Origin of the sequence: Pseudomonas sp. NA-150, assembly GCF_044336365.1 — a bacterium.
In the GTDB taxonomy this organism is placed as follows: Bacteria; Pseudomonadota; Gammaproteobacteria; order Pseudomonadales; family Pseudomonadaceae; genus Aquipseudomonas.
Window position 1 is genome coordinate 5,377,923 of record NZ_CP172305.1, and the last position, 26,771, is coordinate 5,404,693.

General features: G+C 57.5%; 29 protein-coding genes and 1 tRNA gene. 14 read left to right on the top strand and 16 right to left on the bottom strand.

Going from position 1 to position 26,771, the window contains the following annotated elements:
• Positions 1–5: 5 nt before the first annotated feature.
• The 3 genes from yajC to queA are packed head-to-tail and all read right to left on the bottom strand — an operon-like array spanning position 6 to position 2,584.
• Positions 6–344, bottom strand: coding sequence for a preprotein translocase subunit YajC (yajC, locus tag ACF0H7_RS25335; protein WP_397449575.1), 339 nt, complete (start codon positions 342–344; stop codon positions 6–8).
• 54 nt (positions 345–398) lie between these two features.
• Complete coding sequence (gene tgt, locus ACF0H7_RS25340; RefSeq protein ID WP_397454017.1) at positions 399–1,514, bottom strand: tRNA guanosine(34) transglycosylase Tgt; 1,116 nt, start codon at positions 1,512–1,514, stop codon at positions 399–401.
• A 5-nt stretch (positions 1,515–1,519) separates the two neighbouring features.
• Positions 1,520–2,584, bottom strand: coding sequence for a tRNA preQ1(34) S-adenosylmethionine ribosyltransferase-isomerase QueA (queA, locus tag ACF0H7_RS25345; protein ID WP_397449576.1), 1,065 nt, complete (start codon positions 2,582–2,584; stop codon positions 1,520–1,522).
• A 108-nt stretch (positions 2,585–2,692) separates the two neighbouring features.
• Between queA and ACF0H7_RS25350 the strand changes: the two genes are divergently transcribed.
• From ACF0H7_RS25350 to ACF0H7_RS25370, 5 genes are all read left to right on the top strand, one after another.
• Positions 2,693–2,777: transfer RNA gene (locus ACF0H7_RS25350), tRNA-Leu, on the top strand.
• A 378-nt stretch (positions 2,778–3,155) separates the two neighbouring features.
• Complete coding sequence (locus ACF0H7_RS25355; RefSeq protein ID WP_397449577.1) at positions 3,156–3,347, top strand: PLDc N-terminal domain-containing protein; 192 nt, start codon at positions 3,156–3,158, stop codon at positions 3,345–3,347.
• 50 nt (positions 3,348–3,397) lie between these two features.
• Positions 3,398–3,631 (top strand): hypothetical protein, encoded by a 234-nt coding sequence (locus ACF0H7_RS25360; RefSeq protein WP_397449578.1) that lies wholly within the window; start codon positions 3,398–3,400, stop codon positions 3,629–3,631.
• Between the two features lie 446 nt (positions 3,632–4,077).
• Positions 4,078–4,317 carry a CopG family ribbon-helix-helix protein gene (locus ACF0H7_RS25365; protein ID WP_397449579.1) on the top strand — a complete coding sequence of 80 codons (240 nt, stop codon included), beginning with the start codon at positions 4,078–4,080 and terminating at the stop codon, positions 4,315–4,317.
• Positions 4,307–4,591: a type II toxin-antitoxin system RelE/ParE family toxin gene (locus ACF0H7_RS25370; protein ID WP_397449580.1), complete on the top strand. Its 285-nt coding sequence runs from the start codon at positions 4,307–4,309 to the stop codon at positions 4,589–4,591. The genes ACF0H7_RS25365 and ACF0H7_RS25370 overlap by 11 nt, the downstream gene beginning before the upstream one ends.
• Positions 4,592–4,674: 83 nt before the next feature.
• Here ACF0H7_RS25370 and ACF0H7_RS25375 read toward each other — a convergent pair whose 3' ends face one another.
• A complete protein-coding gene (locus tag ACF0H7_RS25375) occupies positions 4,675–4,962 on the bottom strand; it encodes a hypothetical protein (RefSeq protein ID WP_397449581.1) in 288 nt (95 codons plus the stop codon).
• 99 nt (positions 4,963–5,061) lie between these two features.
• Complete coding sequence (locus ACF0H7_RS25380; protein ID WP_397449582.1) at positions 5,062–5,424, bottom strand: DUF6124 family protein; 363 nt, start codon at positions 5,422–5,424, stop codon at positions 5,062–5,064.
• 703 nt (positions 5,425–6,127) lie between these two features.
• Between ACF0H7_RS25380 and ACF0H7_RS25385 the strand changes: the two genes are divergently transcribed.
• The 8 genes from ACF0H7_RS25385 to ACF0H7_RS25420 all read left to right on the top strand — a co-directional run bounded on the left by ACF0H7_RS25385 (position 6,128) and on the right by ACF0H7_RS25420 (position 15,028).
• A complete protein-coding gene (locus tag ACF0H7_RS25385; protein WP_397449583.1) occupies positions 6,128–6,622 on the top strand; it encodes a GNAT family N-acetyltransferase in 495 nt (164 codons plus the stop codon).
• Between the two features lie 47 nt (positions 6,623–6,669).
• A complete protein-coding gene (locus tag ACF0H7_RS25390; RefSeq protein ID WP_397449584.1) occupies positions 6,670–7,305 on the top strand; it encodes a LysE family translocator in 636 nt (211 codons plus the stop codon).
• 722 nt (positions 7,306–8,027) lie between these two features.
• On the top strand, positions 8,028–8,459 hold the full coding sequence (locus ACF0H7_RS25395) for a multiprotein-bridging factor 1 family protein (RefSeq protein WP_397449585.1): 432 nt from the start codon (positions 8,028–8,030) through the stop codon (positions 8,457–8,459).
• A gap of 513 nt (positions 8,460–8,972) precedes the next feature.
• Positions 8,973–9,446, top strand: coding sequence for a formate dehydrogenase subunit gamma (locus ACF0H7_RS25400; protein ID WP_397449586.1), 474 nt, complete (start codon positions 8,973–8,975; stop codon positions 9,444–9,446).
• Positions 9,446–11,005: a formate dehydrogenase beta subunit gene (locus ACF0H7_RS25405; RefSeq protein ID WP_397449587.1), complete on the top strand. Its 1,560-nt coding sequence runs from the start codon at positions 9,446–9,448 to the stop codon at positions 11,003–11,005. Before ACF0H7_RS25400 ends, ACF0H7_RS25405 begins: the two co-directional genes overlap by 1 nt.
• Positions 11,002–13,890 (top strand): formate dehydrogenase subunit alpha, encoded by a 2,889-nt coding sequence (gene fdhF / locus ACF0H7_RS25410; RefSeq protein WP_397449588.1) that lies wholly within the window; start codon positions 11,002–11,004, stop codon positions 13,888–13,890. The genes ACF0H7_RS25405 and fdhF overlap by 4 nt, the downstream gene beginning before the upstream one ends.
• Positions 13,887–14,108, top strand: a complete 222-nt coding sequence (locus ACF0H7_RS25415; RefSeq protein WP_397449589.1) for a formate dehydrogenase subunit delta — start codon at positions 13,887–13,889, stop codon at positions 14,106–14,108. Before fdhF ends, ACF0H7_RS25415 begins: the two co-directional genes overlap by 4 nt.
• Before the next feature lie 215 nt (positions 14,109–14,323).
• Entirely contained in the window at positions 14,324–15,028 is a 705-nt protein-coding gene (locus ACF0H7_RS25420; RefSeq protein ID WP_397449590.1) for a hypothetical protein, read from the top strand.
• Between the two features lie 76 nt (positions 15,029–15,104).
• Here ACF0H7_RS25420 and ACF0H7_RS25425 read toward each other — a convergent pair whose 3' ends face one another.
• Positions 15,105–15,746: a phosphatase PAP2 family protein gene (locus tag ACF0H7_RS25425; protein WP_397449591.1), complete on the bottom strand. Its 642-nt coding sequence runs from the start codon at positions 15,744–15,746 to the stop codon at positions 15,105–15,107.
• Between the two features lie 116 nt (positions 15,747–15,862).
• The gene (locus tag ACF0H7_RS25430; protein ID WP_397449592.1) at positions 15,863–16,417 is read right to left on the bottom strand and encodes a TetR/AcrR family transcriptional regulator; all 555 of its coding nucleotides are present in this window, start codon (positions 16,415–16,417) and stop codon (positions 15,863–15,865) included.
• A 145-nt stretch (positions 16,418–16,562) separates the two neighbouring features.
• Between ACF0H7_RS25430 and ACF0H7_RS25435 the strand changes: the two genes are divergently transcribed.
• Positions 16,563–17,309, top strand: coding sequence for an SDR family oxidoreductase (locus ACF0H7_RS25435; RefSeq protein ID WP_397449593.1), 747 nt, complete (start codon positions 16,563–16,565; stop codon positions 17,307–17,309).
• 12 nt (positions 17,310–17,321) lie between these two features.
• Here the strand turns inward: ACF0H7_RS25435 and ACF0H7_RS25440 are convergent, their stop codons facing one another.
• From ACF0H7_RS25440 to hmpA, 9 genes are all read right to left on the bottom strand, one after another.
• Positions 17,322–17,960, bottom strand: a complete 639-nt coding sequence (locus ACF0H7_RS25440; protein ID WP_397449594.1) for a CatB-related O-acetyltransferase — start codon at positions 17,958–17,960, stop codon at positions 17,322–17,324.
• A gap of 67 nt (positions 17,961–18,027) precedes the next feature.
• On the bottom strand, positions 18,028–18,924 hold the full coding sequence (locus ACF0H7_RS25445; protein ID WP_397454018.1) for a glycosyltransferase family 2 protein: 897 nt from the start codon (positions 18,922–18,924) through the stop codon (positions 18,028–18,030).
• Positions 18,925–19,373: 449 nt separating this feature from the next.
• The gene (cyoE, locus tag ACF0H7_RS25450; RefSeq protein WP_397449595.1) at positions 19,374–20,261 is read right to left on the bottom strand and encodes a heme o synthase; all 888 of its coding nucleotides are present in this window, start codon (positions 20,259–20,261) and stop codon (positions 19,374–19,376) included.
• A gap of 10 nt (positions 20,262–20,271) precedes the next feature.
• Positions 20,272–20,628: a cytochrome o ubiquinol oxidase subunit IV gene (gene cyoD, locus ACF0H7_RS25455; RefSeq protein ID WP_397449596.1), complete on the bottom strand. Its 357-nt coding sequence runs from the start codon at positions 20,626–20,628 to the stop codon at positions 20,272–20,274.
• On the bottom strand, positions 20,629–21,258 hold the full coding sequence (locus tag ACF0H7_RS25460; protein WP_397449597.1) for a cytochrome o ubiquinol oxidase subunit III: 630 nt from the start codon (positions 21,256–21,258) through the stop codon (positions 20,629–20,631).
• Between the two features lie 3 nt (positions 21,259–21,261).
• Entirely contained in the window at positions 21,262–23,244 is a 1,983-nt protein-coding gene (cyoB, locus tag ACF0H7_RS25465) for a cytochrome o ubiquinol oxidase subunit I (RefSeq protein ID WP_397449598.1), read from the bottom strand.
• 3 nt (positions 23,245–23,247) lie between these two features.
• A complete protein-coding gene (cyoA, locus tag ACF0H7_RS25470; RefSeq protein ID WP_397449599.1) occupies positions 23,248–24,186 on the bottom strand; it encodes a ubiquinol oxidase subunit II in 939 nt (312 codons plus the stop codon).
• 459 nt (positions 24,187–24,645) lie between these two features.
• Complete coding sequence (locus ACF0H7_RS25475) at positions 24,646–25,155, bottom strand: disulfide bond formation protein B (RefSeq protein WP_397449600.1); 510 nt, start codon at positions 25,153–25,155, stop codon at positions 24,646–24,648.
• Positions 25,156–25,469: 314 nt separating this feature from the next.
• Positions 25,470–26,651 carry an NO-inducible flavohemoprotein gene (gene hmpA, locus ACF0H7_RS25480; RefSeq protein ID WP_397449601.1) on the bottom strand — a complete coding sequence of 394 codons (1,182 nt, stop codon included), beginning with the start codon at positions 26,649–26,651 and terminating at the stop codon, positions 25,470–25,472.
• Positions 26,652–26,771 lie beyond the last annotated feature (120 nt).

The following is a 26,771-nucleotide window of genomic DNA, read 5'->3' on the forward strand; positions in this document are numbered from 1 at the left end:
GAATCTTAGATCGCTTTCAAGGTGCCTTTTGGCAGCGTGGCGGCGATAGCGCCCTTCTGGATCTTCAGCTCAACGGTGTCGGACACTTCAATGACCACGAAGTCGTCGGTCACTTTATTGATCTTGCCGGCGATGCCACCAGAAGTGACCACTTCGTCACCTTTTTGCAGGTTGCCCAGCAGGTTCTTCTGTTCTTTCGCGCGCTTTGCCTGTGGACGCCAGATCATCAGATAGAAGATGACCAGGAAGCCGACCAGGAAAATCCATTCAAAACCGCCGCCCAGTGGGCCAGCAGCGGCCGGTGCAGCTGCGTCCGCAAAAGCGGAAGAGATAAAAAAGCTCATTTAATACTCCAAGGTGCAAAATTTTTATAAAAACGACAGCAGCTCGATAAACAATCAATCCAAAGGCGGCGTTGGTAGCCCACGTTTGACATAGAAGGCATCTACAAAGGCGGCCAATGTACCTTGTTGAATAGACTCGCGCAAACCAGCCATAAGCACTTGGTAATGCCGCAAATTGTGGATGGTATTGAGCATACTCCCCAGCATTTCGCCGCACTTGTCCAGATGATGCAGATAGGCGCGGGAGAAGTTCTTGCAGGTGTAGCAATCGCAGGTCGGATCGAGTGGCGAATCGTCATGACGGTGGAACGCATTACGGATCTTCAACACGCCGGTATCAATGAACAAATGGCCGTTGCGCGCGTTGCGGGTAGGCATCACGCAATCGAACATATCGACGCCGCGGCGCACACCTTCAACCAGATCTTCCGGCTTGCCCACACCCATCAAGTAACGAGGTTTGTCAGCCGGCATTTGCCCTGGCAGGTAATCCAGCACCTTGATCATCTCGTGCTTGGGCTCGCCCACAGACAGACCGCCAATGGCCAGGCCGTCGAAACCGATCTGATCCAGGCCTTCCAGCGAACGCATCCGCAGGTCCTGGTGCATGCCGCCTTGTACGATACCGAACAGCGCCGCGGTGTTCTCGCCGTGGGCGATCTTCGAGCGCTTGGCCCAACGCAACGACAGCTCCATCGACACCCGGGCGACATCTTCGTCAGCCGGGTACGGCGTGCATTCGTCGAAAATCATTACGATGTCCGAGCCGAGGTCGCGCTGCACTTGCATCGACTCTTCCGGGCCCATGAACACCTTGGCGCCGTCGACCGGCGAGGCGAAGGTCACGCCCTCTTCTTTGATCTTGCGCATGGCGCCGAGGCTGAACACCTGGAAACCACCGGAGTCGGTCAGAATCGGCCCGCTCCACTGCATGAAATCGTGCAGGTCGCCGTGGCGCTTGATGACTTCAGTGCCCGGACGCAGCCACAAGTGGAAGGTATTGCCGAGGATGATCTGTGCGCCAGTCGCCGTGATGTCACGCGGCAACATGCCCTTCACCGTGCCGTAGGTGCCCACGGGCATAAAGGCTGGCGTTTCGACCACGCCACGTGGAAAAGTCAGACGACCACGACGGGCTTTGCCATCGGTGGCCAGCAATTCGAACGACATACGACTCATGCTTGATCCTCTGGGGCCGAGTCCTGAGGACCAGTCGGCGCGGGATTGCGGGTGATGAACATCGCATCACCGTAACTGAAAAAGCGGTACCCGTTGTCTACCGCGGCTTTATAGGCAGCCATGGCTTCGGGATAACCGGCGAACGCCGAAACCAGCATCAACAGCGTGGATTCCGGCAAATGAAAGTTGGTCACCAGCGCGTCGACCACATGGAACGGCCGCCCTGGGTAAATAAAGATATCGGTGTCGCCACTGAACGGCTTGAGCGTGCCGTCGCGCGCCGCGCTTTCCAGCGAACGCACACTGGTGGTGCCGACCGCCACCACCCGACCGCCACGCGCACGGCACGCAGCCACCGCATCCACCACATCCTGGCTGACTTCCAGCCATTCGTTGTGCATGTGGTGATCTTCGATTCGCTCGACCCGCACAGGCTGGAAGGTGCCCGCACCGACGTGCAGGGTGACGAACGCGCTCGAAACGCCCTTCTCGGCAATCGCATCCATCAGCGGCTGATCGAAGTGCAGCCCCGCCGTGGGCGCAGCGACCGCACCGGCGCGCTGAGCATAGACCGTCTGATAACGCTCGCGGTCGGCGCTGTCGTCAGGGCGATCTATATAAGGCGGCAACGGCATATGCCCGACCCGCTCCAGCAGCGGCAACACCTCTTCGGTGAAGCGCAGCTCGAACAGCGTGTCGTGGCGCACCACCATCTCGGCCTCGCCACCGCCGTCGATCAAAATCATCGAACCCGGCTTGGGCGACTTGCTCGAGCGCACATGCGCCAGCACCCGATGACTGTCGAGCACGCGCTCGACCAGAATTTCCAGTTTGCCGCCGGAAGCCTTCTGGCCAAACAACCGCGCCGGAATCACCCGGGTATTGTTGAACACCATGAGATCGCCGGGGCGCAAATGCTCCAGCAAATCAGTGAATTGACGATGGGCCAGTGCGCCCGTAACCCCATCCAGGGTCAACAAGCGACTGCCACGACGCTCAGCCAAAGGATGGCGGGCGATCAGGGAATCAGGGAGCTCGAAGGTAAAGTCAGCAACGCGCATGATGGGGTTCGTCTAGCAGGGCCGCAAAGTTTAGCGGAAATAGTCAAAATTGACCACGAAACATGATTGACCAACGGTAATCTCATCTCTATACTTCGCCGCCATTGAGCCCTGATGGCGGAATTGGTAGACGCGGCGGATTCAAAATCCGTTTTCGAAAGGAGTGGGAGTTCGAGTCTCCCTCGGGGCACCATATAGCAGTAACTTCAAGCGCTTACCAAGCTTGAAGAAATGAAGAAGCCGGCCACTGAGCCGGTTTTTTTATGCCTGGGATTTGGTGAGTAACGCCCCACCCTAAAATTGGATGGACTCGCCCACGCCAAGGCGTCAATGCGCCACGGTGGCATTTTAAGAATGCCAACGGCAGCGAGGGCGAGTCCATGAAAAAGAATAGGGCGGTTAATAAGTCCTGTCTTCAAACGATCCATCAGCGTGTACGACAGTGGCGGTCGATCTGGCCCAGGACGAAAAGGAGACATATTTAGTTTTCTAAGCGGATCAGCTCGCGAACCTTGAGTCTGCGGAGCATTTGCTATCCTCAGCGGCAACCTCATCACGCTGGAGTGTTTCCATGGGCTCTTTCTTGTACGACATTATCGCCTTCATCATTTTTGTCCTGGATATCTGGGCGATCATCAATGTGGTACGGAGCAAGTCAGAAACCTTAAAGAAAGTTCTCTGGGTAGCGCTGATTGCATTTCTCCCGGTGCTAGGCCTGATCATCTGGGCCATGGCCGGACCTCGCGGTAATGCTCGTCTGTAAACCCCGATCAACGAGACTTCGACCTGCACTAAGCCAGAAAGGATAGGCGCATGGATCTTCTGAAAGATATGGTTGGGCTGATTGGAGTGGTCTCCGTCGTGTCGCTGGCGTACCTGATGCACTTGCAGAAAGAAATCAAGCAACTCAAAGGGCACATCGAGATCGATCAACGGCAATTGACCGAAATCCAGACGACCCTTCACAGCGTGCGCAACGAGCTGAAAGACTTGAACGACTTCCAACGGGGACGGGGTGCGTATACCTATGACCCCGATCAACATTGAGCGCGCAGTTCCCCTACCACTCTGTGCCAAGCCGCTTCGGTGTCATACCTTCGTTACACTTACCAAGCACAATGGGGTCAGCCAAAGTGATTTGGCCCTATCTACAGAGAACCCGGCCTGATGCCGGGTTTTCTGTTTTTATGACATTGCTTTCACGCCGCCTTCAACTCGTCGAGCTCAATCTTCAAGCAACTCCTTGTGATACATAATTTTTATACCCGCTGTCTTGTGCGGGTATTTTTTTGCCTGCTGATTAATCAGCGCGTACTGCTTTCCCCTGCGCCCGTCCCACAATCCCGTAGCAGCCCGGCTTGCCGGCGATGGCGATTCCATGGGCGATGACGTCGGCAAAGCCGAACAGGAAATGATTCGCGACAGCCTACTAACGCACTTTCACGTAGGACAGCGTAATATGTTGTATTACACATCACTACATCGAGACTCCCATGTCTACAATGTCCCTGCGCCTGCCCGACGAAATGGCCGACACCCTGGCCAGACTTGCCAAAGCTACCGGACGTAGTAAGTCCTTCTTGGCCATCAACGCCTTACGCGATTACCTGGCTCGCGAAGCCTGGCAAATCGCCGAGATTCAACAAGCGATAGAAGAGGCCGATGCAGGCGACTTCGCTACAGCGGATGAAGTCAGCGCCACGCTAACAAAATGGACTGGTAATGCGCGTTGAGTGGCTGCGTACAGCGCTTAAAAATCTTGATGACGAAGCTGCCTACATTGCCTTGGACAATCCCATAGCCGCAGCCGGCTTCGTCAGCTCCATAGTCGCTAGCGTCGAACACCTTGCTCAGTTTCCTGCGATAGGCCGTGAAGGCAGATTGCCCGGTACGCGTGAGTGGCCCTTACCCGACCTACCCTATTTGATCCCCTACCGCATCCGTAAAGGTCGTCTGCAAGTGTTGCGCATTTTCCATACCCGTCGATTACCACCGGCTCAGTGGTGAACACCCCGTAGCAGCCCGGCTTGCCGGCGATGGCGATTTCATGGGCGATGGCGCCGGCAAGCCGGACCGCTACAGAGAGTTGATCACAACGTCCTACGCCGCCGACGCAGCGAGCGTCTACGCAACGCTCGACTCAAGTCATGAGTCACCCGACCCGGACTCAAGCTCTTCAAAAACACCTTCACCGCCCGACCACCCGGCAACCTCAACGTCGCCCGCTGGTTCTCAATCTTGATGATCAGGCCGTGGGTGATGTAAACGTGCGCCATCTGCGGCGTGTTGATCACCGTCAAGTACGAGGCCCGATCCCCGACTCTGAGCGTAGTTGCGTTGGGTTGTACATGGCTGCTCCTGGGTTGCTGCACTTGCATGTGTTGCTCCTTGCGGTTTAATCACTGCCACTATTAATCAGCAGATTTCTGCTCAACATCTAAAACCACCGGACAACCGCCGGCAGTTAGCGTCCACCCTCAACTGTCAGCCGCCGCGACCCACCGCTGGTCCAGTGCCGATGCCACCAAGGTGTGCGCCATCTCAGTCAGATGCACCACCGCCAGCGCTAGCTGCCGACTCGAACCGTCTTGATGCTCGGCGGATTGATACGCCGTCGCGATCGCCGCTTCCAGCACTTCATACGCCGTCGTCAGAGCTTCCTCGACACTGAGGTTTGGGCGAGTAATGAACAGGCTTTCGGGGAGGGAGTTGACCAGCTTTCCCCTGGGCTGGGAGTGGTTTTGGAAGTGAGTTCTTGCCCGTTGGGCTGCTTCGCTTGAGGTGAGATTTTCTGAGGGAGGGGAATTACTGGAGGGTGGATCGGGGGTGATTTTCTTCATGCTAGCGATTCCTTGATTTTGCCTATGGAACCACCGCCTATCGCTACCAAACGTTAGGGTGGTGGCTTTGTGCAGGTTGGTAGACCGGGGAATCAAGGAAACCGGCGCGCTCGAAAGCGCCCTACACGCAGCCACCATAAAATCAGACGATAGAACGCCTGTTTCGTATTCGCTGTGCGCCTTGAATTACCCACGGGCTACCAAACCCGGCCGCTGATTTTGCAGCGACGGGCAGAGACTAATGGCGCAAATCGACAGGCGCAAGCGGCGGGGATTTTCTCGGAAATTTCCTTCAAAGGAAAGGGATGAGTCTGTCGGACGGATGGTTTTGGCGGGGATTTAAATGCTCGGGGTGACGGATTTGCATAAGAAACCAAGCGCAGCAAAATGTTGGCTGATTTTACGTAACAACACAGACGTCAAAACCTTGCATGCGTTTTCACACAGTCTGGACCTATAGCTGCCGGTTAGCACCGGCAGAAATCGGCCAGAAGCGGTCATCCATAATGCCCGTGGTTGACTGCGTCAGAGTGTTTAGATGCGCTATTGGCGCAAGTCATTGCTCACGTTGAAGTCGCAACGTATCCCTAGAGGAGCGGATGCCAAGTGCTGCGACCGCTGTATGACGTTTTGTTAGTCAATCTGTGCCTAACATTCTCCCTTTGACCGCCCTACTATCGTCCGCTCCGTCCAGGTGCATACGATGAACGAGATTCCCGGCAACATCGATTTCTCAGGTTTGGCGGCCCGTCGGCTGGGGCCGGGTGACCGTGAAATAATTTGTGTGCAACGAGAAAAGATGTTCCTTGAGGCGGGTGGATATCCATCGGAGTTGCGGGTGATGACTGAATATTTCCGGCCTTGGTTGCACCAGCGCCTACACGATGGCCGCTACTACGGTTTCGCGTTGGTCGACACAGAGCAGCCTGTCGCAGCGATAGGTCTAATGAACATCGACTGGCCACCTCATCCGTCCCATCCAACCTTAGACCAGCGCGGTTATGTGCTAAATGTTTTCGTCGAACCCGCCTACCGGCGCCAGGGTCTGGCTTCAGCCCTGATGAAATTTGCTGAAGCCGAGTTTGCTCAACGCGGAATCAGTTTTGCCGTGCTACACGCGACCAAGGCCGGTAAGCCGGTGTATGAAGGACTGGGCTGGTCGGCTACCTCAGAGATGGCGAAAACCGTTTTATATTGATTTAGCAGAGCTTCCAATTCGTTATCTCTTCCCCTAGGAGTTACGCCATGCCCGAACTGTCCAACCTGCTTGCCTACGGCTTGATCTCACTCGGCATGGTGCTGACTCCCGGTCCGAACATGATCTATCTCATCTCGCGGTCGATCTGCCAGGGACGAATGGCCGGACTGGTTTCCTTAGGAGGCGTGGCGTTGGGTTTCGTCGTCTACATGTTTTGCGCCGCACTGGGTATCACAGCCCTGGTCTTGGCGGTTCCCTATGCGTACGACGCCCTGCGACTCGGCGGCGCGCTCTATCTGCTCTACCTGGCCTGGCAGGCGGTCAAGCCAGGCGGCCGTTCTCCTTTCCTGGTGCGCGACCTGCCCAAGGACAGCCCGCGCAAGCTGTTCATGATGGGCTTTGTCACCAACCTGCTGAATCCCAAAATCGCGGTCATGTATTTGTCGCTGCTGCCCCAGTTCATCAACCCCGTCGACCACGGCAGTGTGCTGGCGCAGTCCCTCGTGCTTGGCTGCACGCAGATCGTCATTAGCGTGAGCGTCAACGCGCTGATTGCTGTCATGGCTGGCTCCATCGCGGCATTTCTCTCAGGCAGGCCTGTGTGGCAGATCGTGCAACGCTGGCTGATGGGGACGGTCCTCGCGGGTTTGGCCGTGCGCATGGCCGTCGAAGGGCGGCGCTAAACCGGGCTGTTTGCGGTTGGTGCGGGCGCGGCAGACCTGCGTCGCCCGGATTTTGAGAGCAGCCCCGGTGCATCGCGCCAGGCGCCGCTAGAAAGGGAACCGGGGCGGGTTACCGAAAGCCCCGGCATAGGGTGAACCGACCTAAGCCCTTGATAAACCTGCTGTATGAATAGCTTCTGCTTTTCTAGACACGTTTGGAGTCCCTCCGACTGACCCGTTCACATTTGGGGTCAGCGGCCGGTATGGGTTGAGAATTTCCGGTCACGAGAGGCGACTCTCGACCGATTCTGTTGAAAAAGTCGGTTTTCTCAAACTGCCAAAAAATTGATCGGTGGAAGCACCTTTTAGCACGCTGCTACGTAAAATATCAGTCCGAATGCCACTGCGAAAATCCTGGATTTTAATCTCAGACGCTTACTTTTTCGCAATGGAAACTAAGGCTGACTTTTTCAACAGAATCGACCCATACCGGTTGGTCGTATCCGACAGACATTCACCTAACGAACAGTTAAAGGATTCATGCCCCATGGATTCGGGCCCTTAGCCGGTGCTGACCAACTGCGGAGCCGAGTCAAGGTAAGCGAACGAGACTGCGAATAACGCAGACTACGAAATATAAAAAGTTTTATAAGTGTTTTTTAAGTTGTTGATAGTTTTAAAAAGATGTATATAGTGGCAGTAAGCCCGCTTTTATGCTCCTTAACCAAACTTTTGGTGACGTTATGCTACCTTATCCTCGTGACCCCGATTTCCCGGCCGCATTGAAAGCCCGTCGCGAGCTGCGCGGCATGAGCCGCGCTGCGTTAGCCCGTGCCGCAGGCATTCATGAGGTCATGCCCCGTCGTTATGAAGAACCCGATTGTGGTGAGTTCGCCCGTCCACGCCCGGACAGCACTTGGCTAGCGCTAAATCGTGCGTTGGGTTTTGAGATTCCTACGGATATTGGTGACTTCATTAGCAAGACCGAATCGATCTACAGCACCGGATTATTTGAAAGCGGTCCTCTGGACTCGAATAACCAGTGGGAGGACCCGCAAGCGGAAGCTGGCCAAGAGGTAGCGACTGAGCTGCTGCTGAAGGACGCCTCTCTGGAAGACATAGTGAAGTTGCTGCATAGCCGCAACATCGAACCTACTTTTCGTCACCTGATCTAGGGCGCGGTATGCGGGCTGGAATTCAGGAGGAGACGCTGCGCGCCATGCTCGAAGGTGGCGCTGTGCGCGAGGTTCTGGTCAGCCCTCCACTCGGCAACATCGACGGTGGTTTCCGATTCTCACGGTGCTACGCAACGGCACCCCTGCTATCACTCACGCTCTTGCCGTAAGCACTTAAGCGGCTAGCGCCATCAATTCCTGAAGCGAAAATTCATAACTCCCTTCCAAGACCACACCACCCCCCCAGCCTCTTCTAGACTAAACACATAGTCGCAGACAGAACCACCCAAGTCGTTTTGGTACACCCAAACCAAAGCCCGCGTGTCAATCTGCCCTTTATGCCCTCAACAGGCGCGGCGAAGACCGTGCCGGGCTCAACAAGATGCCCGCTAAGGGTGCCCTGGCCAACGGCCTGAAATTGCCACGCTTCCGTGACGTGGCGCGAGTGCCGCAGCCGACACTTTCGGACGACCGACAACCGCCTGGTTTGTCCGTGACCGTGAGGAATGCTGTATGCCTGATGAGATGTTGCTGCCGATGGTCAACAGTGTGCTGGAGCGCCATAAGGGCTCTGCGGGTGCGCTGTTGCCGATTCTTCATGAGGTTCAGGCGGGCATCGGGTATATCCCTGATGCCGCCATCCCCGAGATTGCCCATGCGCTGAATCTGAGTCAGGCCGAGGTGCGCGGGGTGATCAGTTTTTACCATGACTTTCGTACCGCGCCGCCGGCTCGGCATATCTTGCGATTGTGTCGGGCTGAGTCGTGCCAGAGCCGGGGTGCCGAGCAGCTTGCCGCGCAGTTGCGCGAGCGTCTGCAACTGGACGATCACGGCAGCAGTGCAGACGGCAGTATCAGTCTGCGTCCGGTGTATTGCCTCGGCGCCTGCGCCTGTTCGCCGGCGCTGGAGCTGGATGGTCAGCTGCATGCGCGGCTCAGTGCCGAGCGTCTGGATGCGCTGCTCGATACTTGCCGGGAGGATGCGTGATGCCGTGCCTCTATCTGCCCAGTGACTCGCTCGCCCGTGCTGTCGGTGCCGATGAAGTGGCCGTGGCCCTGGTGACTCAGGCCGGGGAACGCAATCTGCCGCTGGAGCTGCAACGCACCAGTTCGCGTGGCCTGTATTGGCTGGAACCGCTGCTGGAAGTCGACAGCGCGCAAGGCCGTGTTGGGTTCGGCCCGTTGACGGCTGCCGATGTGCCGTCGGTGCTTGAGGCGCTGCAAGGCGAGCCGTCTGCGCATCCACTGGCCTTGGGTCTGGTGGAGGAGTTGCCTTATCTGAAATCTCAACAACGCCTGCTGTTCGCTCGCGCCGGCATTACCCGGCCGCTGTCGCTTGAGGATTACCGGGCCCACGGTGGCTTCGAAGGTTTGACTCGGGCCATTGCCTTGGGCGGCGAGCTGACCGCGACGGCGGTGTTCGATTCCGGTCTGCGTGGTCGAGGCGGCGCGGCGTTTCCGGCCGGGATCAAATGGCGCACGGTACGCGGCACTCAGGCGGCGCAGAAATACATTGTGTGTAACGCCGACGAAGGCGACTCCGGCACCTTCGCCGATCGGATGTTGATGGAAGGCGACCCGTTCCTGCTGATCGAAGGCATGGCGATTGCTGGTATCAGCGTCGGCGCCAGCTACGGCTACATCTATGTACGCTCGGAATATCCACAGTCCGTGGCCACGCTGCGCGAGGCGCTGGATATCGCCCGCGCCGCCGGTTACCTCGGCGCCAATGTCGGCGGCAGCGGTCTGGCCTTCGATATGGAAGTGCGCGTCGGTGCCGGCGCTTATATCTGCGGTGAAGAAACCGCGCTGCTGGACTCGCTCGAAGGCAAGCGCGGGATCGTCCGCGCCAAGCCACCGATCCCCGCTTTGCAGGGCCTGTTCGGCTTGCCGACGCTGGTGCATAACGTGCTGACCCTGGCCTCGGTGCCGCTGATTCTGGCCAAGGGTGCGCAGTTTTATCGCGATTACGGCATGGGCCGCTCGTTGGGCACCATGCCCTTCCAGTTGGCAGGCAATATTCGTCACGGCGGCCTGGTGGAACGGGCCTTTGGTCTGACCCTGCGCGAACTGGTGGAAGACTACGGCGGAGGGACTGCCAGTGGCCGGCCGCTGAAGGCCGCGCAGGTGGGCGGCCCGCTCGGCGCCTGGGTGCCGCCTGGGCAATTTGACACGCCGCTGGATTACGAAGCGTTTGCCGCCATCGGCGCTATGCTGGGTCACGGCGGCGTGGTGGTGGCTGACGACAGCCTGGACATGGCCCGCATGGCGCGCTTCGCCCTGCAATTCTGCGCCGAGGAATCCTGTGGCAAATGCACCCCGTGCCGCATCGGTTCGACCCGTGGCGTAGAGGTGATCGACCGCCTGCTGGCCGCGCCTGACCAGAGCAGTCGCGATGCGCAGGTGATCATCCTCAAGGACCTGTGCGACACCCTGCAGTACGGTTCGCTGTGTGCGTTGGGCGGCATGACCTCCTATCCAGTGGCCAGCGCCCTCAAGTACTTCCCCGCTGACTTCGGCCTGCTGGCCTCGGAGGCCGACCAATGATCACTCTCTTCGACCCGAAAACCGATATCGACCTTGGAACCCCTGCCCGCCATAGCGACGTGCAAATCACCCTGAACATCGACGGTCGCAGCATCAGTGTGCCCGCAGGCACCTCGGTAATGCGCGCCGCCGCGCTGATGGGCACCACAATTCCGAAACTCTGTGCCACCGACAGCCTGGAAGCCTTCGGCTCCTGCCGCATGTGCCTGGTGGAGATCGATGGTATGCGCGGCTACCCGGCGTCCTGCACCACGCCGGTAACTGAAGGCATGAGCGTGCACACGCAGACGCCCAAGCTCGCCACCCTGCGTCGCAACGTGATGGAGCTGTACATCTCCGATCACCCGCTGGACTGCCTGACCTGCTCGGCCAACGGCAACTGCGAGCTGCAAACTGTCGCCGGCCAGGTTGGCCTGCGCGAAGTGCGTTACGGCTATGAAGGCGACAACCATCTGGCGGACGTGAAGGACACCTCCAACCCGTACTTCGACTACGACCCGAGCAAGTGCATCGTCTGCAACCGCTGCGTGCGCGCCTGCGAAGAAACCCAGGGCACCTTCGCCCTGACCATTACCGGACGCGGATTTGAATCGCGGGTCGCGGCCGCCGGTGGCGACAACTTCCTCAACTCGGAATGCGTGTCATGCGGCGCCTGCGTACAAGCCTGCCCCACCGCGACGCTGATGGAAAAAAGCGTGGTCGAACTGGGTCAGCCCGAACGCAGCGTAATCACCACCTGTGCCTATTGCGGCGTGGGCTGCTCGTTCCGCGCCGAGATGAAAGGCGACAAACTGGTGCGCATGGTCCCGGACAAGAACGGCCAGGCCAACCACGGCCACTCTTGCGTCAAAGGCCGCTTTGCCTGGGGTTATGCGACTCACCCGGATCGGATCACCACGCCGATGATCCGCAAGCACATCAACGACCCGTGGCAGGAAGTCAGCTGGGATGAAGCGGTGACTTACGCCGCCAGCGAAATGCGTCGGTTACAGCAGAAATACGGTCGCGATTCGATTGGCGGCATCACTTCCAGCCGCTGCACCAACGAAGAAACCTACCTGGTGCAAAAGTTGGTGCGCGCGGCGTTCGGCAACAACAACGTCGACACCTGTGCGCGGGTCTGCCACTCACCGACCGGTTATGGCCTGAAACAAACCCTGGGCGAGTCCGCCGGCACTCAGAGTTTCGACTCGGTGATGCAGGCCGACGTGATTCTGGTGATGGGCGCCAACCCCAGCGACGCCCACCCGGTGTTCGCTTCGCAGCTCAAACGCCGCCTGCGTGAAGGCGCGCGACTGATCGTCATCGATCCACGACGCATCGATCTGGTGGACTCGGTGCATGCCCGCGCCGACGTGCACCTGGCCCTGCGCCCCGGTACCAACGTCGCCATGCTCAATGCGCTGGCTCACGTCATCGTTACCGAAGGCTTGCTCAATCAGGCGTTTATCGATGCCCGTTGCGCGGGCGTCGAGTTCGCCCACTGGAGCGAGTTCGTCAGCCGTGCGGAAAATTCGCCGGAAGTCCTCGCCACCATCTGCGGCGTCGACGCTGGCGACATTCGTGCCGCCGCTCGTCTGTATGCCACCGGTGGCAATGCGGCGATCTACTACGGCCTGGGCGTCACCGAGCACAGTCAGGGCAGCACGGCGGTGATGGGCATCGCCAACCTGGCCATGGCCACCGGCAACATTGGCCGCGAAGGCGTCGGCGTGAACCCGCTGCGTGGACAGAACAACGTTCAGGGTTCGTGCGACATGGGCTCATTCCCCCACGAGCTGCCGGGCTATCGGCACATCTCCAACGAAGTGGTACGCGCGCAGTTCGAACAGGCGTGGAACGTCACCCTGCAACCCGACCCGGGCCTGCGCATTCCCAACATGTTCGAGGCAGCTTTGGGCGGCAGCTTTAAGGGCCTGTATTGCCAGGGCGAAGACATCGCCCAGAGCGACCCCAATACCCAGCACGTCACTGCCGCGCTGTCGGCGATGGAGTGCATCGTGGTGCAGGATATCTTCCTCAACGAAACCGCCAAGTTTGCTCACGTGTTCTTGCCGGGCAGCTCGTTCTTGGAAAAAGACGGCACCTTCACCAACGCCGAACGGCGCATCTCCCGCGTGCGCAAGGTGATGGAACCCCTCGGCGGCAAGGCCGACTGGGAAGGCACCGTGGCTCTGGCCAACGCCCTGGGTTATCCGATGCATTACCAACACCCGTCCGAGATCATGGATGAAATCGCCAGCCTGACGCCGACCTTCACCAACGTCAGCTACGCCGAACTGGACCGCCACGGCAGTCTGCAATGGCCGTGCAACGCCGAAGCACCGGATGGCACGCCGACCATGCACATCGAGGAATTCGTGCGCGGCAAAGGGCGCTTTATGCTCACCGGCTACATACCCACCGAGGAAAAGGTCAACGCTCGCTATCCCCTGTTGCTGACCACCGGGCGCATCCTCAGCCAGTACAACGTCGGCGCCCAGACCCGGCGCACCGAGAACGTCGCCTGGCACGATGAAGACCGCATTGAAATCCACCCGACCGACGCCGAGAGCCGTGGCATCAACGAAGATGACTGGGTCGGCATCGGCAGCCGCGCCGGGCAGACCGTACTGCGAGCGCGGATCACCGAACGGGTCGCCCCAGGCGTGGTGTACACCACCTTCCACTTCCCTGAATCGGGGGCCAACGTCATCACCACCGACAACTCCGACTGGGCCACCAACTGTCCGGAGTACAAGGTCACCGCCGTGGAAGTCAGCCGCGTCTACCACCCTTCCGAGTGGCAAAAACGCTACCAGGCCTTCAGTGACGAACAACAACGCCTGCTCGACGAACGTCGCCAGGCACGCAGTGTCGGAACAACAGCCGAGGTACGCCGATGAGCACTGCCAACCTGATTAAAATGGCCAATCAAATCGCCCAGTACTTCGCCACCGAGCCCGACCAGCAACAGGCCGTGCTCGGCGTGCGCAATCATCTGCAGATGTTCTGGACGCCCGGCATGCGCAAGGAATTGCTGGCCTGGCAAACGGCGCATCAGGGGGAGGATATGCACCCACTGGCGCAGGCGGCGGTCAGCGGGGCGGGCTGGGAGGCTTAAGCGCGAGCCCCGGTAGGAGCTGCCGAAGGCTGCAATAGTGCCAGAACACTCAATGCGTTTTAGTGCCATTCGCAGCTTTCGGCAGCTCCTACAAAGACAGCGCTTCGACCTAAGGCGCCGCCATCACTGGTCAGCCAGACTGCTACGAACGGGTGTTGTGTGGCATAGTATCGCCCGCGCAAAATAGTCAGTTAAACCGATACAGTGGATTGAAAATGCAAAATATGGACACCGTCGACACCTTCACCTCCCCTCAATCCAAAGCCGGATACGAAAACGCCATCAGTCTTTCCCAACACGTGCCGCAGGCCAAAACCATCAGCGAGATGGTGCTGGACGCGTTCGATACCGCCAAGGAAAGCGACAAGATTCGTGAACTGCGCGCCGAGATTCGTAAAGCCAACGACGCGTTCGACGACGACACGGCCTATGAGTTGATGGGTCAGTTGAAGCAGCTGAAAGACGCTGAGCTTGCCAGCAGCGCGGCGCTTGAAGAGTTGAGCACTCAGTTCACCATTCAGCAGATTCTGTCGAGTTTCAAGACCGACCCGGCTTTCGAAGAGATCGTGTTCGGTCTGGCACTGAAGGTGTTGAACCACACCCATCAGGCGATCAAAGAGCCTGCTGGCGGTAAAGCCAAGAACCCTCGCCCGAAGAAAGAAGCTGAAGTGTTCGTGATCAGCAAGGACGAGGTCAGCATGACCTTCCCGCTCCGCTCGCCTCGTTCGAAGCCAAGCGCGGACCGTGAAGCGTTTGAGTTCCTGGGTTTCAGCTTTGTCGGTGAAGGCGATGAGGCCGAACTGGAAGTCGCAACGTTTGTGGACAAGGACGGCGCCGAGCAGCCAGCGACTCGCAAGAATATTGTGACGGCTATTCAAGAGCAGACGGCTTTTGAAGGGTATAGCGTCGTTCAACAGTAATAAGGCGCTCTACACGGCCTCGTTCTTCGCACCAATCAATGACAAAAAGCCCGCAGTCTGCGGGCTTTTTATTCAATCAACTGGATGGCCTCATCTCCGACAGCTCCTCGGGCGATCGCCATTCCGGCTTGGCGTACGCCCTCTCCCCACCCGAGATTGTAACAGCGACGTGATTGAGCAGATGCTCAGCCGTGTATTTGGGAGTGGTCGCATTGAAGGCCATGAACATCAGCCCCAACGCCAGGGCCATTCCCGGAATCTTCACCCGCTCGGCGGTTTCTTCGAGGCAGTACAGAAACACGCACGCGCCCATCGAACCGAGCAATGCGCCGGCGACGGCTTCTTCCAGGGGGTGGATGTACGGCGCGACGCAGTTGACGGCAAACAACCAGCCGAGCAACAACCCGAGTGCCGCCGCTGGCCAGCGTAGGCTGTGTTTGAATTGCCGGGCGAGCAGACTCAGGGTGACGGTCAGCACCAGGCAGGTGTTCATGGCGTGGCCGCTGATGACCTCGATGTTCAGGCTTTCGAGGCCGATGCCCCAACCTTTGAAGAGGATCTTGCTGAAGGCCACGATGCAGTAAACCGACAGCAACGTCGCGCCCCACAGCCGTGCGCCGCGCGGGTTGCCAGAGAACCATAGCCAGGCGCCAATGACGACCGCAGCAGGCAGCATGACGGTAATACCGCCATACGGTGCGATTTGTGCCAACCCCATACCCAACCAACCTCGACAATAAACGTTAACTGCAACGGTGTATCAAATCAGAAGTGGGGGCCGGCCTGCTAGTGCCCAGCGCTCAAAATCGCCGCCTTCCGTCCTGTTATCAGGTTTCAAAGGACGCGCATGGCTTGCATGAAGCTGGTGATCCGGGCGTTGGTCGCCTGTTTGCCAGTGGCCATGTTTTGCTCGATGCAAATCCCGGAGAAGAACACCATCACCAGTTCTGCCAGCGCTTCGGCGTCCATGGTCGGGTTTTCCGCCTGAATGTTTTGCACTACCAACGGCTTGAGCCGGGCGCGCGTGCTGGCGACCAGGTCATGCACATCGGCCGGCAGGTCGCTGAACTCACGCATGGAGTTGACCGAGAAACAGCCTGATTGACCGTTCGGATGTTCCTCACCCAGGCGAATGAACGCCTCAATGTTGCCCCAGCCCAGCGGCTCGCTGACCATGAGGTCGGCCCCACCGCGGGTTTCGAAGTAAAAGCGCAGGCTTTCAAGGAACAAATCTTCCTTGCCCTTGAACTCCGAATACAGCCCGGATTTGTTGACGCCGGTGGCCTGCTCCAGGTCCTGCACGCTAGTGCGCGCGTAGCCATGCTGCCAGAACACTGGCAGGGCTTTCTCCAGAACGCTTTCGCGACTGAATTTTCTGGGTCGTCCCATGGGCGAAACTCCGAATAAAACTATTTGGTTCAAAACTCTTGCAAAGCAGGAAAGGCTGACTTAATAATGAACCGACTGGTTTTATACGTCCACTCACTTCGTGTACGTCAGCTCGTTTCCTTCTTCCTTGCGCAGGACTTTTCCCATGAAATTGACAGAAAACACCATTTTTATCACGGGCGGTGGTTCCGGCATCGGCCGTGGCCTGGCTGAAGCGCTGCATAAGCTGGGCAACCAGGTGATCATCTCCGGCCGTCGCCAAAGTCGTCTGCAAGAAACGCTCAAGGCCAACCCCGGCATGCTTGCCATCGAACTGGACATCGAAAACCCGGCAAGCATCGCGGCCGTTGCCAAGCAGCTGATTGAAGAGCATCCGACCCTCAATGTGCTGATCAACAACGCCGGCATCATGCAGATCGACAACCTCGCCACCGAGGTCGATGACGCCTTGCTGGTCTCGACCCTGACCACCAACCTGATGGGCCCGATTCGCATGACCTCCGCACTGATCGAGCACTTCAAACGGCAGCCGTCGGCGACTGTAGTCAATGTCTCTTCGGTGCTGGGTTTTGTGCCGATGGCAGTGGCAGGCGTTTACTCCTCCACCAAGGCCGCTATCCACTCCTACAGCCAGTCACTGCGCTACCAATTGAAGGGCACGTCAGTAAACGTCCAGGAAATCGCGCCGCCTTGGGTGCAGACCGATCTGCTCGGCAGCAACGACGAACCGCGCGCCATGCCGCTCGCACAGTTCATCGAAGAGACCATGACGGCGCTGGCGACCGATGCCGATGAAGTACTGGTCGAACACGCCCGCATGATGCGCAACAACCCGGGCGCCAACGAGGCGGCATTCGTCAATCAGTTCAACGACATGTTCCTGGCGGGATGATCGAGGGGGCGCTCAGACGGATGAAGACGCAGCACCGTTGCGCGCCTTGATGTAATCGACAAACGCATCGACGTCGGTACTGCACAAGGTTCTGGCCACGGATTTGACTTCATCCACTGGCCAGTCCCACCAGGCAGCGGCCAGCAACACCTGGCGGGTTTTTTCGTCGAAGCGCCAGCGAATGAACTTGCAAGGGTTGCCGCCGACAATAGCAAAGGGCTCGACGTCACGGGTGACCACCGCCCCTGCCGCCACAACCGCACCATGGCCGACCGTGACGCCGGAGAGGATCATGACATCAGTGCAGATCCAGCAATCGCTGCCAATGATCACATCGCCTTTGGTGGGCGCGAAACCAGTAACGTCCTTGACCTCGTTAATGATTGCGGGAAAGGGGTATTGGGTGATCCAGTCAGGACGATGCCCGCCACCCAACAGGACTTTTACCCCGCCAGCGATGGAGGTATAGGACCCGACTTTAAGGACGGTGTCGTCACCGAACTCTAAAACCTCGGGAATACCGTAAGTGCCAATACCGATGGAAAAGCGTGGATAGCGCAGCCTGATTTTCTCGGCACCACGCTCAATTTTCTCAAGACGACGGAGGCGCTTTCTGGTTTTGCGCTGCTCAAAATACTCCAAAAGCTTCACGCCTTCCCCTCTTATAGTGATTGGGATTTGACCTAGAAATGTGCAACGTAATGGAAACGACGGCCTGCTATGAGCGGTGCAGCAATAGACGTTTCAATCGACGAAAAGTGGTCTTGTTGAATCGCATCAGCGGGATGCTGCGCAGCAGACGCCAGGCATCTTTCTTGTCGGTAACGACCGCGTATTTAAGTGCCTTGTTGACAAGTACCACCCTGCCCTTCTCATAGCCAGGATGTGACTGGTAAGGGCTGATGGCTTTCATGTCGGCGTCGAGCAGGACTTTGTAACGGCGGGACAAGTTGTTGGGATGGCGCCGATAACGCGTCACGCTGACCGGCAATACATGTATTTGGTAGCCCTGACTGGCGATTCTCAGGGTCATCTGGAAGTCTTGTACTTTAATGCTCGGCTCGTAGAAGCCCGCGGCCTGCAGTGCATCCATGCGATACAGAGAAACCGGTGCGCCCACGACAATCGCGTTAGCGAGAATCTCGTCAAAATCCAGCCGTTTTATTGCTGCCAGCTTTTGCGTTTTTACATTTTTACCTTCGCTGTCCATATACACGACCAGCGCCCCGACACAGCCCACTTCGGGATGCTTATCCAGGTACTCAGCCCTTATACGGACGGACTCTGGAAGCATGATGTCGTCTAGGTCCGGCGTGGAAACGTACTTGCCCTTGGCGTACATCAACCCGTGATTCAGCGCCGCACTGACGCCCTGATTGGGTTGCGTGTACAGTTGGAAATCATAGGTTTTTTGCAATGCCTGCAACATGGCATAGCTGCTGTCGGTCGATCCATCGTCAACGATGATGACTTCGGTGTTGGCGTAGTCCTGAGCAAAGATACTCGCGAGCGCGTCCTCCAGATATTTTTCTGCGTTGTAGCAAGGCGCCACAATAGAAACAAGCGGCCCCATGTCCCTCGCCTGTTTACGCCTGGAGGTCAATTCTTCAGTCATCATTCAATGTGTCACTACGTCATTTGACAGAGCCATTTATTCAACTGGCTTGAATTTTTCTGGACCCGATAATCGGCAACCTCCCTGGCGGCGAATATCGGAACGGCACGTTACATTCACTGTACTAAAGCCGACATATCATGATCCATGTACGCCACCTTTGTCATGAGCTCAATGCAGGCTTTACGCTACAGGCAATCAAACTAGGCCGAAAACTCACCGATTGTTATATTTTCACGGTGGAAATAAGCGGGATGGAGGCGTTAGTGAGACGAATTTGTACTGTCTTATACGGGAGCATCCGCCACTGAACACTTCGGAGTAGCGATAAGCCTACCTCCCTGCCTATTCAGTTTTGGCCGCTTTACATCCCCCTAGATTCAAGCACAAAAAAACGCCCCGTTCCTCTCTCGAAGAACGGGGCGTTTCTAGTTGAGCGTGACGCTGACTCAGTGTGCGTACGTCAGCAGCAGCTCGGTCGGTACTTTGAAGTCCAGCGACATCATGACGCTCAGGGCAGTGATGGTGAATATCGAGAACACGAACAGCTTGCGTGCCCAGACCGTGTCATCCACTGCCTTGTAGCCGGTCCAGGCCATGTACAACCAGTACATGCCCATGGCCGCGGCAACCGCCAGGTAGCTGAAACCTGCATAGCCACCGATGGTCAACATCAGCGTGGCCACGAGGAATGCCAGGATGTAGATCAGGATGTGCCGCTTGGCGACCACGATGCCACGCTTGACCGGCAGAACCGGAATCGAGGCCGCAAGGTAGTCGTTGAAACGGAAGATCGCGATGGCATACGAGTGCGGCATCTGCCACAGGCTGAACATCACCAGCAGGGTCAGTGCAGCCATGTCGAAGCTGTTGGTCACTGCCACGTAGCCGATCACGGGCGGCATGGCCCCTGACAGACTACCCACCAGGGTGCCATGCACCGACTTGCGCTTCAGGTACAGGCTGTAGAAGCCGACGTAAATCACAAAGCCGATAACCGCAAACAACGCCGCCAGCGGCGTGGCCTTGGTGTACAACAGGCCAACCCCGGCCACACCGAGCAAGAAGGCGTAGACCAGGGCCAGTTTCAACGAAACCAGACCCTGGACCAATACGCGATTCTTGGTGCGTTCCATCTTGACGTCGATGTCACGGTCGATGCAGTTGTTGAACACGCAACCCGATGCCACAACCAGTGAAGTGCCAATCGCCGCCGCCAGGAACAGGCCGAAGTCGACGTGCCCTTTAGAGGCCAGGAAAAAGCCACCCGCCACCGAAAGCACGTTACCGAAAATGATCCCCGGTTTGGTGATTTGGATAAAGTGCTTCAGTGACATGTGGATTTCCTCAGTGCGCCATCATGTTCGTGTGGATGCTGTACATCACCCACAACGACAGGCCAACAACGATCACGATGATCAGGCCGGTGAAAGCAAACGCGAGGACGTTCCAGCGTTGCTCGGACGATCTGTTCATGTGCAGGAAGAACACCAGGTGCACAAAGATCTGCACCACAGCGAACACAACGACGATTGCCAGGGTGACAGGCTGGGCAAAGATCGGATGCATCAGCAGACCGAACGGAATCACCGTCAGGATCACGGACAGGAAGAAGCCAATCGCGTAGGACTTCAGGCTACCGTGATCAGCACCGGCGTGGCCGTGCTCGGTGGCGTGGCCATCATTGATATGTACGTGATCCATTTACAGGGTCCCCATCAGATAAACAACGGTGAACACACAGATCCAGACCACGTCCAGGAAGTGCCAGAACAAACTCAGGCAGCTCAGACGGGTGGCGTTGGTTGCGGTCAGACCTTTCTTCTTGATCTGGAACATCAACACAGCCATCCAGATCAGACCGGACGTCACGTGCAGACCGTGGGTACCCACCAGCGTGAAGAAGCCGGACAGGAAGCCACTGCGATCAGGACCGAAGCCTTCGGCGATCAGGTGATGGAATTCGTTGATTTCCATCCCGATGAAGCCCAGGCCCAGCAAGAAGGTCACGGCCAACCAGGCCATGACGCCCTTCTTGTTACCCTTGTGCAACGCCAGCATGGCGAAGCCGTAGGTGATACTACTGAACAGCAGGCAGAAGGTTTCGACCAGCACGTAAGGCAGTTCGAAGATGTCTTTGCCCGATGGACCACCGGCAATGTTGTTGCTGAGCACCGAGTACGCGGCGAAGATCGTCGCGAACAGGATGCAGTCGGTCATGAGGTAGATCCAGAAGCCGAATACGGTCATCGACCCGGCGTCGTGGTGGTCGTCATGCGCCTCAGCATGACCTACCTCACTTTCTAACTGACTATCTAATACTAAGTTCGACATGGTTTAAACCTGCTTGGCCATAGCTTGAAGGCGTGCATTTTCGATCCGCGCCACTTCTTCGGCAGGGACGTAGTAGTCGATGTCGTCATCGTTGGTACGAATGATGAACGTCACGACCATGCCCACCAGACCGACGATTGCCATCCACCAGATGTGCCAGATCAACGCAAAGCCGAAGATCAGGCTGCCAAAGGCGATGTACAGGCCCACACCGGTGTTGCGCGGCATGTGGATCTTTTTGTAGTCGGCTGCGGTTTTGACTTTCTCGACCACACCCTTGGCCTTGACTGCCCAATGGTGGTCCAGCTCGTCAGCGTGCGGCACTTCAGCAAAGTTGTAGAACGGAGGTGGCGACGAAGTAGCCCATTCCAGGGTGCGGCCATCCCACGGGTCGCCGGTCACGTCACGGTTCTTCTCACGATCACGGATGCTGACAACCAGCTGTGCGATCTGGAAGATGATGCCGAACATGATCACCACGGCGCCAACGAAGGCAGCGATCAGCCAAGGCGTCCACTGTGGGTTGTCGTAGTGGTTCAGACGACGGGTCATGCCCATGAAGCCCAGTACGTACAGCGGCATGAACGCCAGGTAGAAACCGACGATCCAGCACCAGAACGCGTACTTGCCCAGACGCTCGTTCAGCTTGAAGCCGAACGCTTTCGGGAACCAGTAGGCGAAGCCCGCCAGGTAACCGAACACAGCACCACCGATGATCACGTTATGGAAGTGCGCGATCAGGAACAGGCTGTTGTGCAACACGAAGTCAGCGCCCGGTACCGCCAGCAGTACGCCGGTCATGCCGCCGATGCTGAAGGTCACGATGAAGCCCAGGGTCCACAGGATAGGTGTGGTGAACTGGATACGACCGCGGAACATGGTGAACAGCCAGGTGAAGATCTTCACGCCCGTCGGTACGGAAATGATGATCGTCATGATCCCGAAGAAGGCGTTTACGTTCGCCCCCGAACCCATGGTGAAGAAGTGGTGCAGCCATACAACGAAGGACAGAACAGTAATCGCGATGGTCGCGTAGACCAGCGACTTGTAGCCGAACAGCGCTTTCTTGGCGAACGTCGACGTCACTTCCGAGAACACACCGAAGGCCGGCAGGATCAGGATGTAAACTTCAGGGTGACCCCATGCCCAGATGAGGTTCACATACATCATCGGGTTGCCACCAAGCTCGTTGGTGAAGAAGTGCATGCCCAGGTAACGGTCAAGCGTCAGCAGAACCAGAGTTGCGGTGAGGATCGGGAACGAGGCAGCGATCAGGATCGCGGTGCACAGGCAGTTCCAGGTGAACACCGGCATTTTCATCAGGGTCATGCCAGGGGCGCGCATTTTCAGGATGGTGACAACGAAGTTCACCCCTGTCAGCAACGTACCCAAACCCGATAGCTGCAGTGCCCAGATGTAGTAATCGACACCCACGCCCGGGCTGTATTGCAAGCCGGAGAGCGGTGGATAAGCAACCCAGCCGGTACGTGCGAACTCGCCGACACCCAGCGACAGGTTAACCAGCACCGCACCCACCACGAACAGCCAGAAGCTGAGGGAGTTCAGGAACGGGAAGGCAACGTCACGGGCACCGATCTGCAACGGCACGACGATGTTCATCAGGCCGACCACGAAAGGCATCGCCATGAAGAAGATCATGATCACACCGTGAGCGGTGAAGATCTGGTCGTAGTGTTCAGGAGGCAGGTAGCCCTCGGAACCGCCGCTGGCCAGGGCCAGCTGGGAACGCATCATGATGGCGTCGGCAAAACCACGCAGCAGCATGACCAAAGCGACGATGATGTACATCACGCCGATTTTCTTGTGGTCGACCGAAGTCAGCCAGTCGCTCCACAAATAGGACCACTTGCGGTAGTACGTAATAGCAGCGAGCAATCCAGCACCGACCAGCATGATGACGCACAGCGTCACCATCACGATCGGTACGTGGAAGGGAATCGCTTCCAGAGTTAATTTACCGAACATCTCTTACTCCTCTGCCCCGGCAGCCGAATGCTTGTTCATGTCCACTTCTGTCACTTCCTTCGACTCACCGGCCTCATGGCGCTTGCCCATGCCCTTGTTCATGCCTTCATACTGGTCGATGACGGTCTGAAACAGGTCGGGTTGAACGGTGTCGAAGTACTCGACAGGGTTTTTCGCGCTTGGCTTGGCGAGCTCTTTGAATTCAGCCAGGGCAAGCGGGTGTGGTGCTTTTTTGACTGCTGCAACCCAGGCGTCAAAGTCGGCCTGAGAAGTGGCATAAGCCTTGAATTTCTGGTCAGAGAAGCCTTCGCCGCTCAGGTTCGCCGCCATACCGTCGTACACGTGATTTTCATTCGAGATCAGGTGCAGCTTGGTTTCCATACCGGCCATGGCGTAAATCTGACCGCCCAGGCCTGGAATGAAGAACGAGTTCATGGTGGTGTCGGACGTGATGCGGAAGTTAACCGGGGTGTTGGCCGGGAACTTGATCTCGTTGACGGTGGCAATGCCCTGTTCCGGATAGATGAACAGCCATTTCCAGTCGAGCGCGACCACTTCGATGGTCACCGGTTTGACGGTGGATTCCAGCGGCTTGTACGGGTCGAGGTCGTGACTGGATTTCCAGATCAGAACACCCAGCGCGGCGACGATGATGGTTGGAACACCCCAGACCACGACTTCGATTTTCGTCGAGTGATGCCAATCAGGCGCATAAGTCGCCTTGGTGTTCGATTCGCGGTATTTCCAGGCGAAGGCGAACGTCATGATGATCACGGGAACCACGACCAACAGCATCAGCAGCGTGGCGGTGATGATCAGGTTTTTCTCGTCGATGCCGATTTGGCCTTTTGGATCGAGCAGGGTCATGTTGCAACCACTGAGCGCAAGCATGCTCAAAAGGGCCAAAAAGCCAGACAGTCTGGGGTACCTTTTTCTACTCATCTCACGACCTCTAAAGCAGCTTGCGCAGTGCAGTTGGGTTTCGACCGCCAACACTTCAACCTGCCGGTGTTGGCATATTTTCTGGATTCGAATATGGGCCGGCCAATACAGCTGAGGAGCTAATCGACAAGTCCGAAATAACAAAGATTTCTTATTCGAGTGGGGGCAACGGGCTGAGTTAGCAGTCCAATTCCATTTGGCGGGTATTCTGAAAGGGCTTCAGTTCCTGATACCCGGCGCGGCCTACATAAGTTGCATAGGGGCGCTTGATATCGCAGTTTGCTAAGTTCGAACGGTTGCTGACCGATGAATGCTGGCGATTGTAGATATGTAACCTTTTAATGACTATGACTTATTCAGCAACAGTTTTTCTCAGAATCTGTAAAAATCGAATTTCAGGCATAAAAAAGCCCTGCTTTCCGTGGGGAAAACAAGGCTTTCAGCGCCGTATTTACGGGCTTAGCGGCCGTTGCGACGGTTGAGCAGAATGCCCAGCGGCACCAGCACCAGCGTCAGCACGAATGCGACTAAAGCCCACTGCGCCAACGACAACCCCAATACCGGCGGATAAGGCGTGGTGCAGAAACCATCAACCTGGAACCCCAGCGGGAACCAGCTCGCCAGCGGCAGACCATCGACAATCGGTTGCAAGATGTCTACGCCGCAGCTCTCGGTCGGGTTAGCCAGAATGTAGGCGTGGCGCCCGGCAGCGGCAATACCGCCTAAAGCACTGAGCATCACCAGGCCCTCGAGCAGCGTGACACTGCGGCTTCCAGGCATGGCGGCACCGATAAACGCGAAGATCGCAATGAACAGTAAGGCGTAACGCTGCAGGATGCACAGCGGGCACGGCGCCTCTTCCAGCACCACCTGCATGTACAGGGCGCCGCCGATCATCGCGAGGCAGATCACCCCGAGCAGGACCAGAAAGCGCTTCTCGCGTCTGAGGTACATCATGTTGTCGCTCATCCCTTTACCTATCTGAAATGGTGTGGTCCGAAGTGTAAATGCACCGCTGTTCGGTCGCTCGCGATATTCATGGGCCGATGTTGCCGACTCAAGCGGCAAACTGCTATACGGAACAATTGGGCAGATCGATGGTTCATACCTGCCCCAGATACTGCGTCATTGTGTCGCAGGTAAACTTGCGACACTGCGGCACTTGGTCGCAGTGACACTTTACATACTGCGTCGAATAGTCGCACGTAAACTTGCAAATAACAGACGCAACAATGCCACCAGTCTCTCGAAAGAGACCGGCGGCATTGTTTTATTGCGCAGAATTAATTCAATGCGGAAGCCGGACCGAAGAATTCATAACGGCTCTGGTGCTCAGGCACGCCCGCGGCCTTCAGCTGACGCTTCATCGCGGCCATGAAACCTTTCGGGCCGAGGAAGTATGCGTCCAGGTCACGATTCGCCGGCAACCATGCCTCCAACTGCTGCTGGTCAAGCAGGCCAACCTTGTGCGCAGCCGGGCTGACGCCATCGTCCTCGGCGTAGCAATAGAAGTGTTTGAGCTGCGGGTGACGCGCGGCCAGGCCATCGACCCGGTCACGGAAGGCATGGACCGCACCGTTGCGTGCGCAGTGGATGAAGTGTACCGGGCGCGAAGTCGCCAGCGCGGTTTCCAGCATGGCCAGGGTCGGTGTGATGCCCACGCCGCCGCTGAGCAGCACCAATGGCTTGTCGCTGTCAGTCAGGGTGAATTCGCCCGACGGCGTGAACAGCTTGATGCTGGCGCCGACCGGCATGTGGTCGTGCAGGTGGTTGGACGCCACACCGTTCGGCTCGCGCTTGACGCTGATGCGGTAGTGCGTGCCATCGGCCACGGCCGACAGCGAATAATTGCGACGCGTCTCTTCGCCGTTAATAAACAGCTGCATGCCGATGTACTGGCCAGCGACGTAAGACAGGATCGGGCCGCCGTCCGCCGGTGCAAAGTAGAAGGAGGTGATTTCAGCGCTTTCATCGACGCGCTTGGCCACCTTGAATTCACGCGGACCACGCCAGCCGCCGACAGCGTCAGCTTTGTCGTCATAGATGGTGCGCTCGGCACCGATCAGGATGTCGGCCAGTTGGTTGTAGGCATTGGTCCAGGCCTGCAGCACTTCCGGCGTGGCGATTTCGCTGCCCAGCACTTCTTCGATGGCGCGGATCAGGCAGGTGCCGACGATCGGGTAATGATGAGGCAGGATCTGCAGGGCGACGTGCTTGTTGATGATCTTCGCCACCAGATCACCCAACTGCTCCAGTTGGTCGATGTGACGGGCATACATCAGCACGCCGTTGGCCAGGGCACGCGGCTGGTCACCGCTGGCCTGGTGGGCCTGGTTGAACAGTGGGCGCACTTCCGGGTATTCGCGCAGCATCATGTTATAGAAGTAGGTGGTCAGTGCTTCGCCGCCGCTTTCGAGCAGTGGCACGGTGGACTTAACGATGGCACGATCTTGAGCATTCAACATGGGGGTCTCCTGAGCCGCGAGGCTTCTAGCTGGTTTACTCTCTACATTCCATTTTCCGTGCCAGTTATTTTTTGTATTAAAATCAAATAGATATGAATAAACAGTCAAAAAGACACAAAA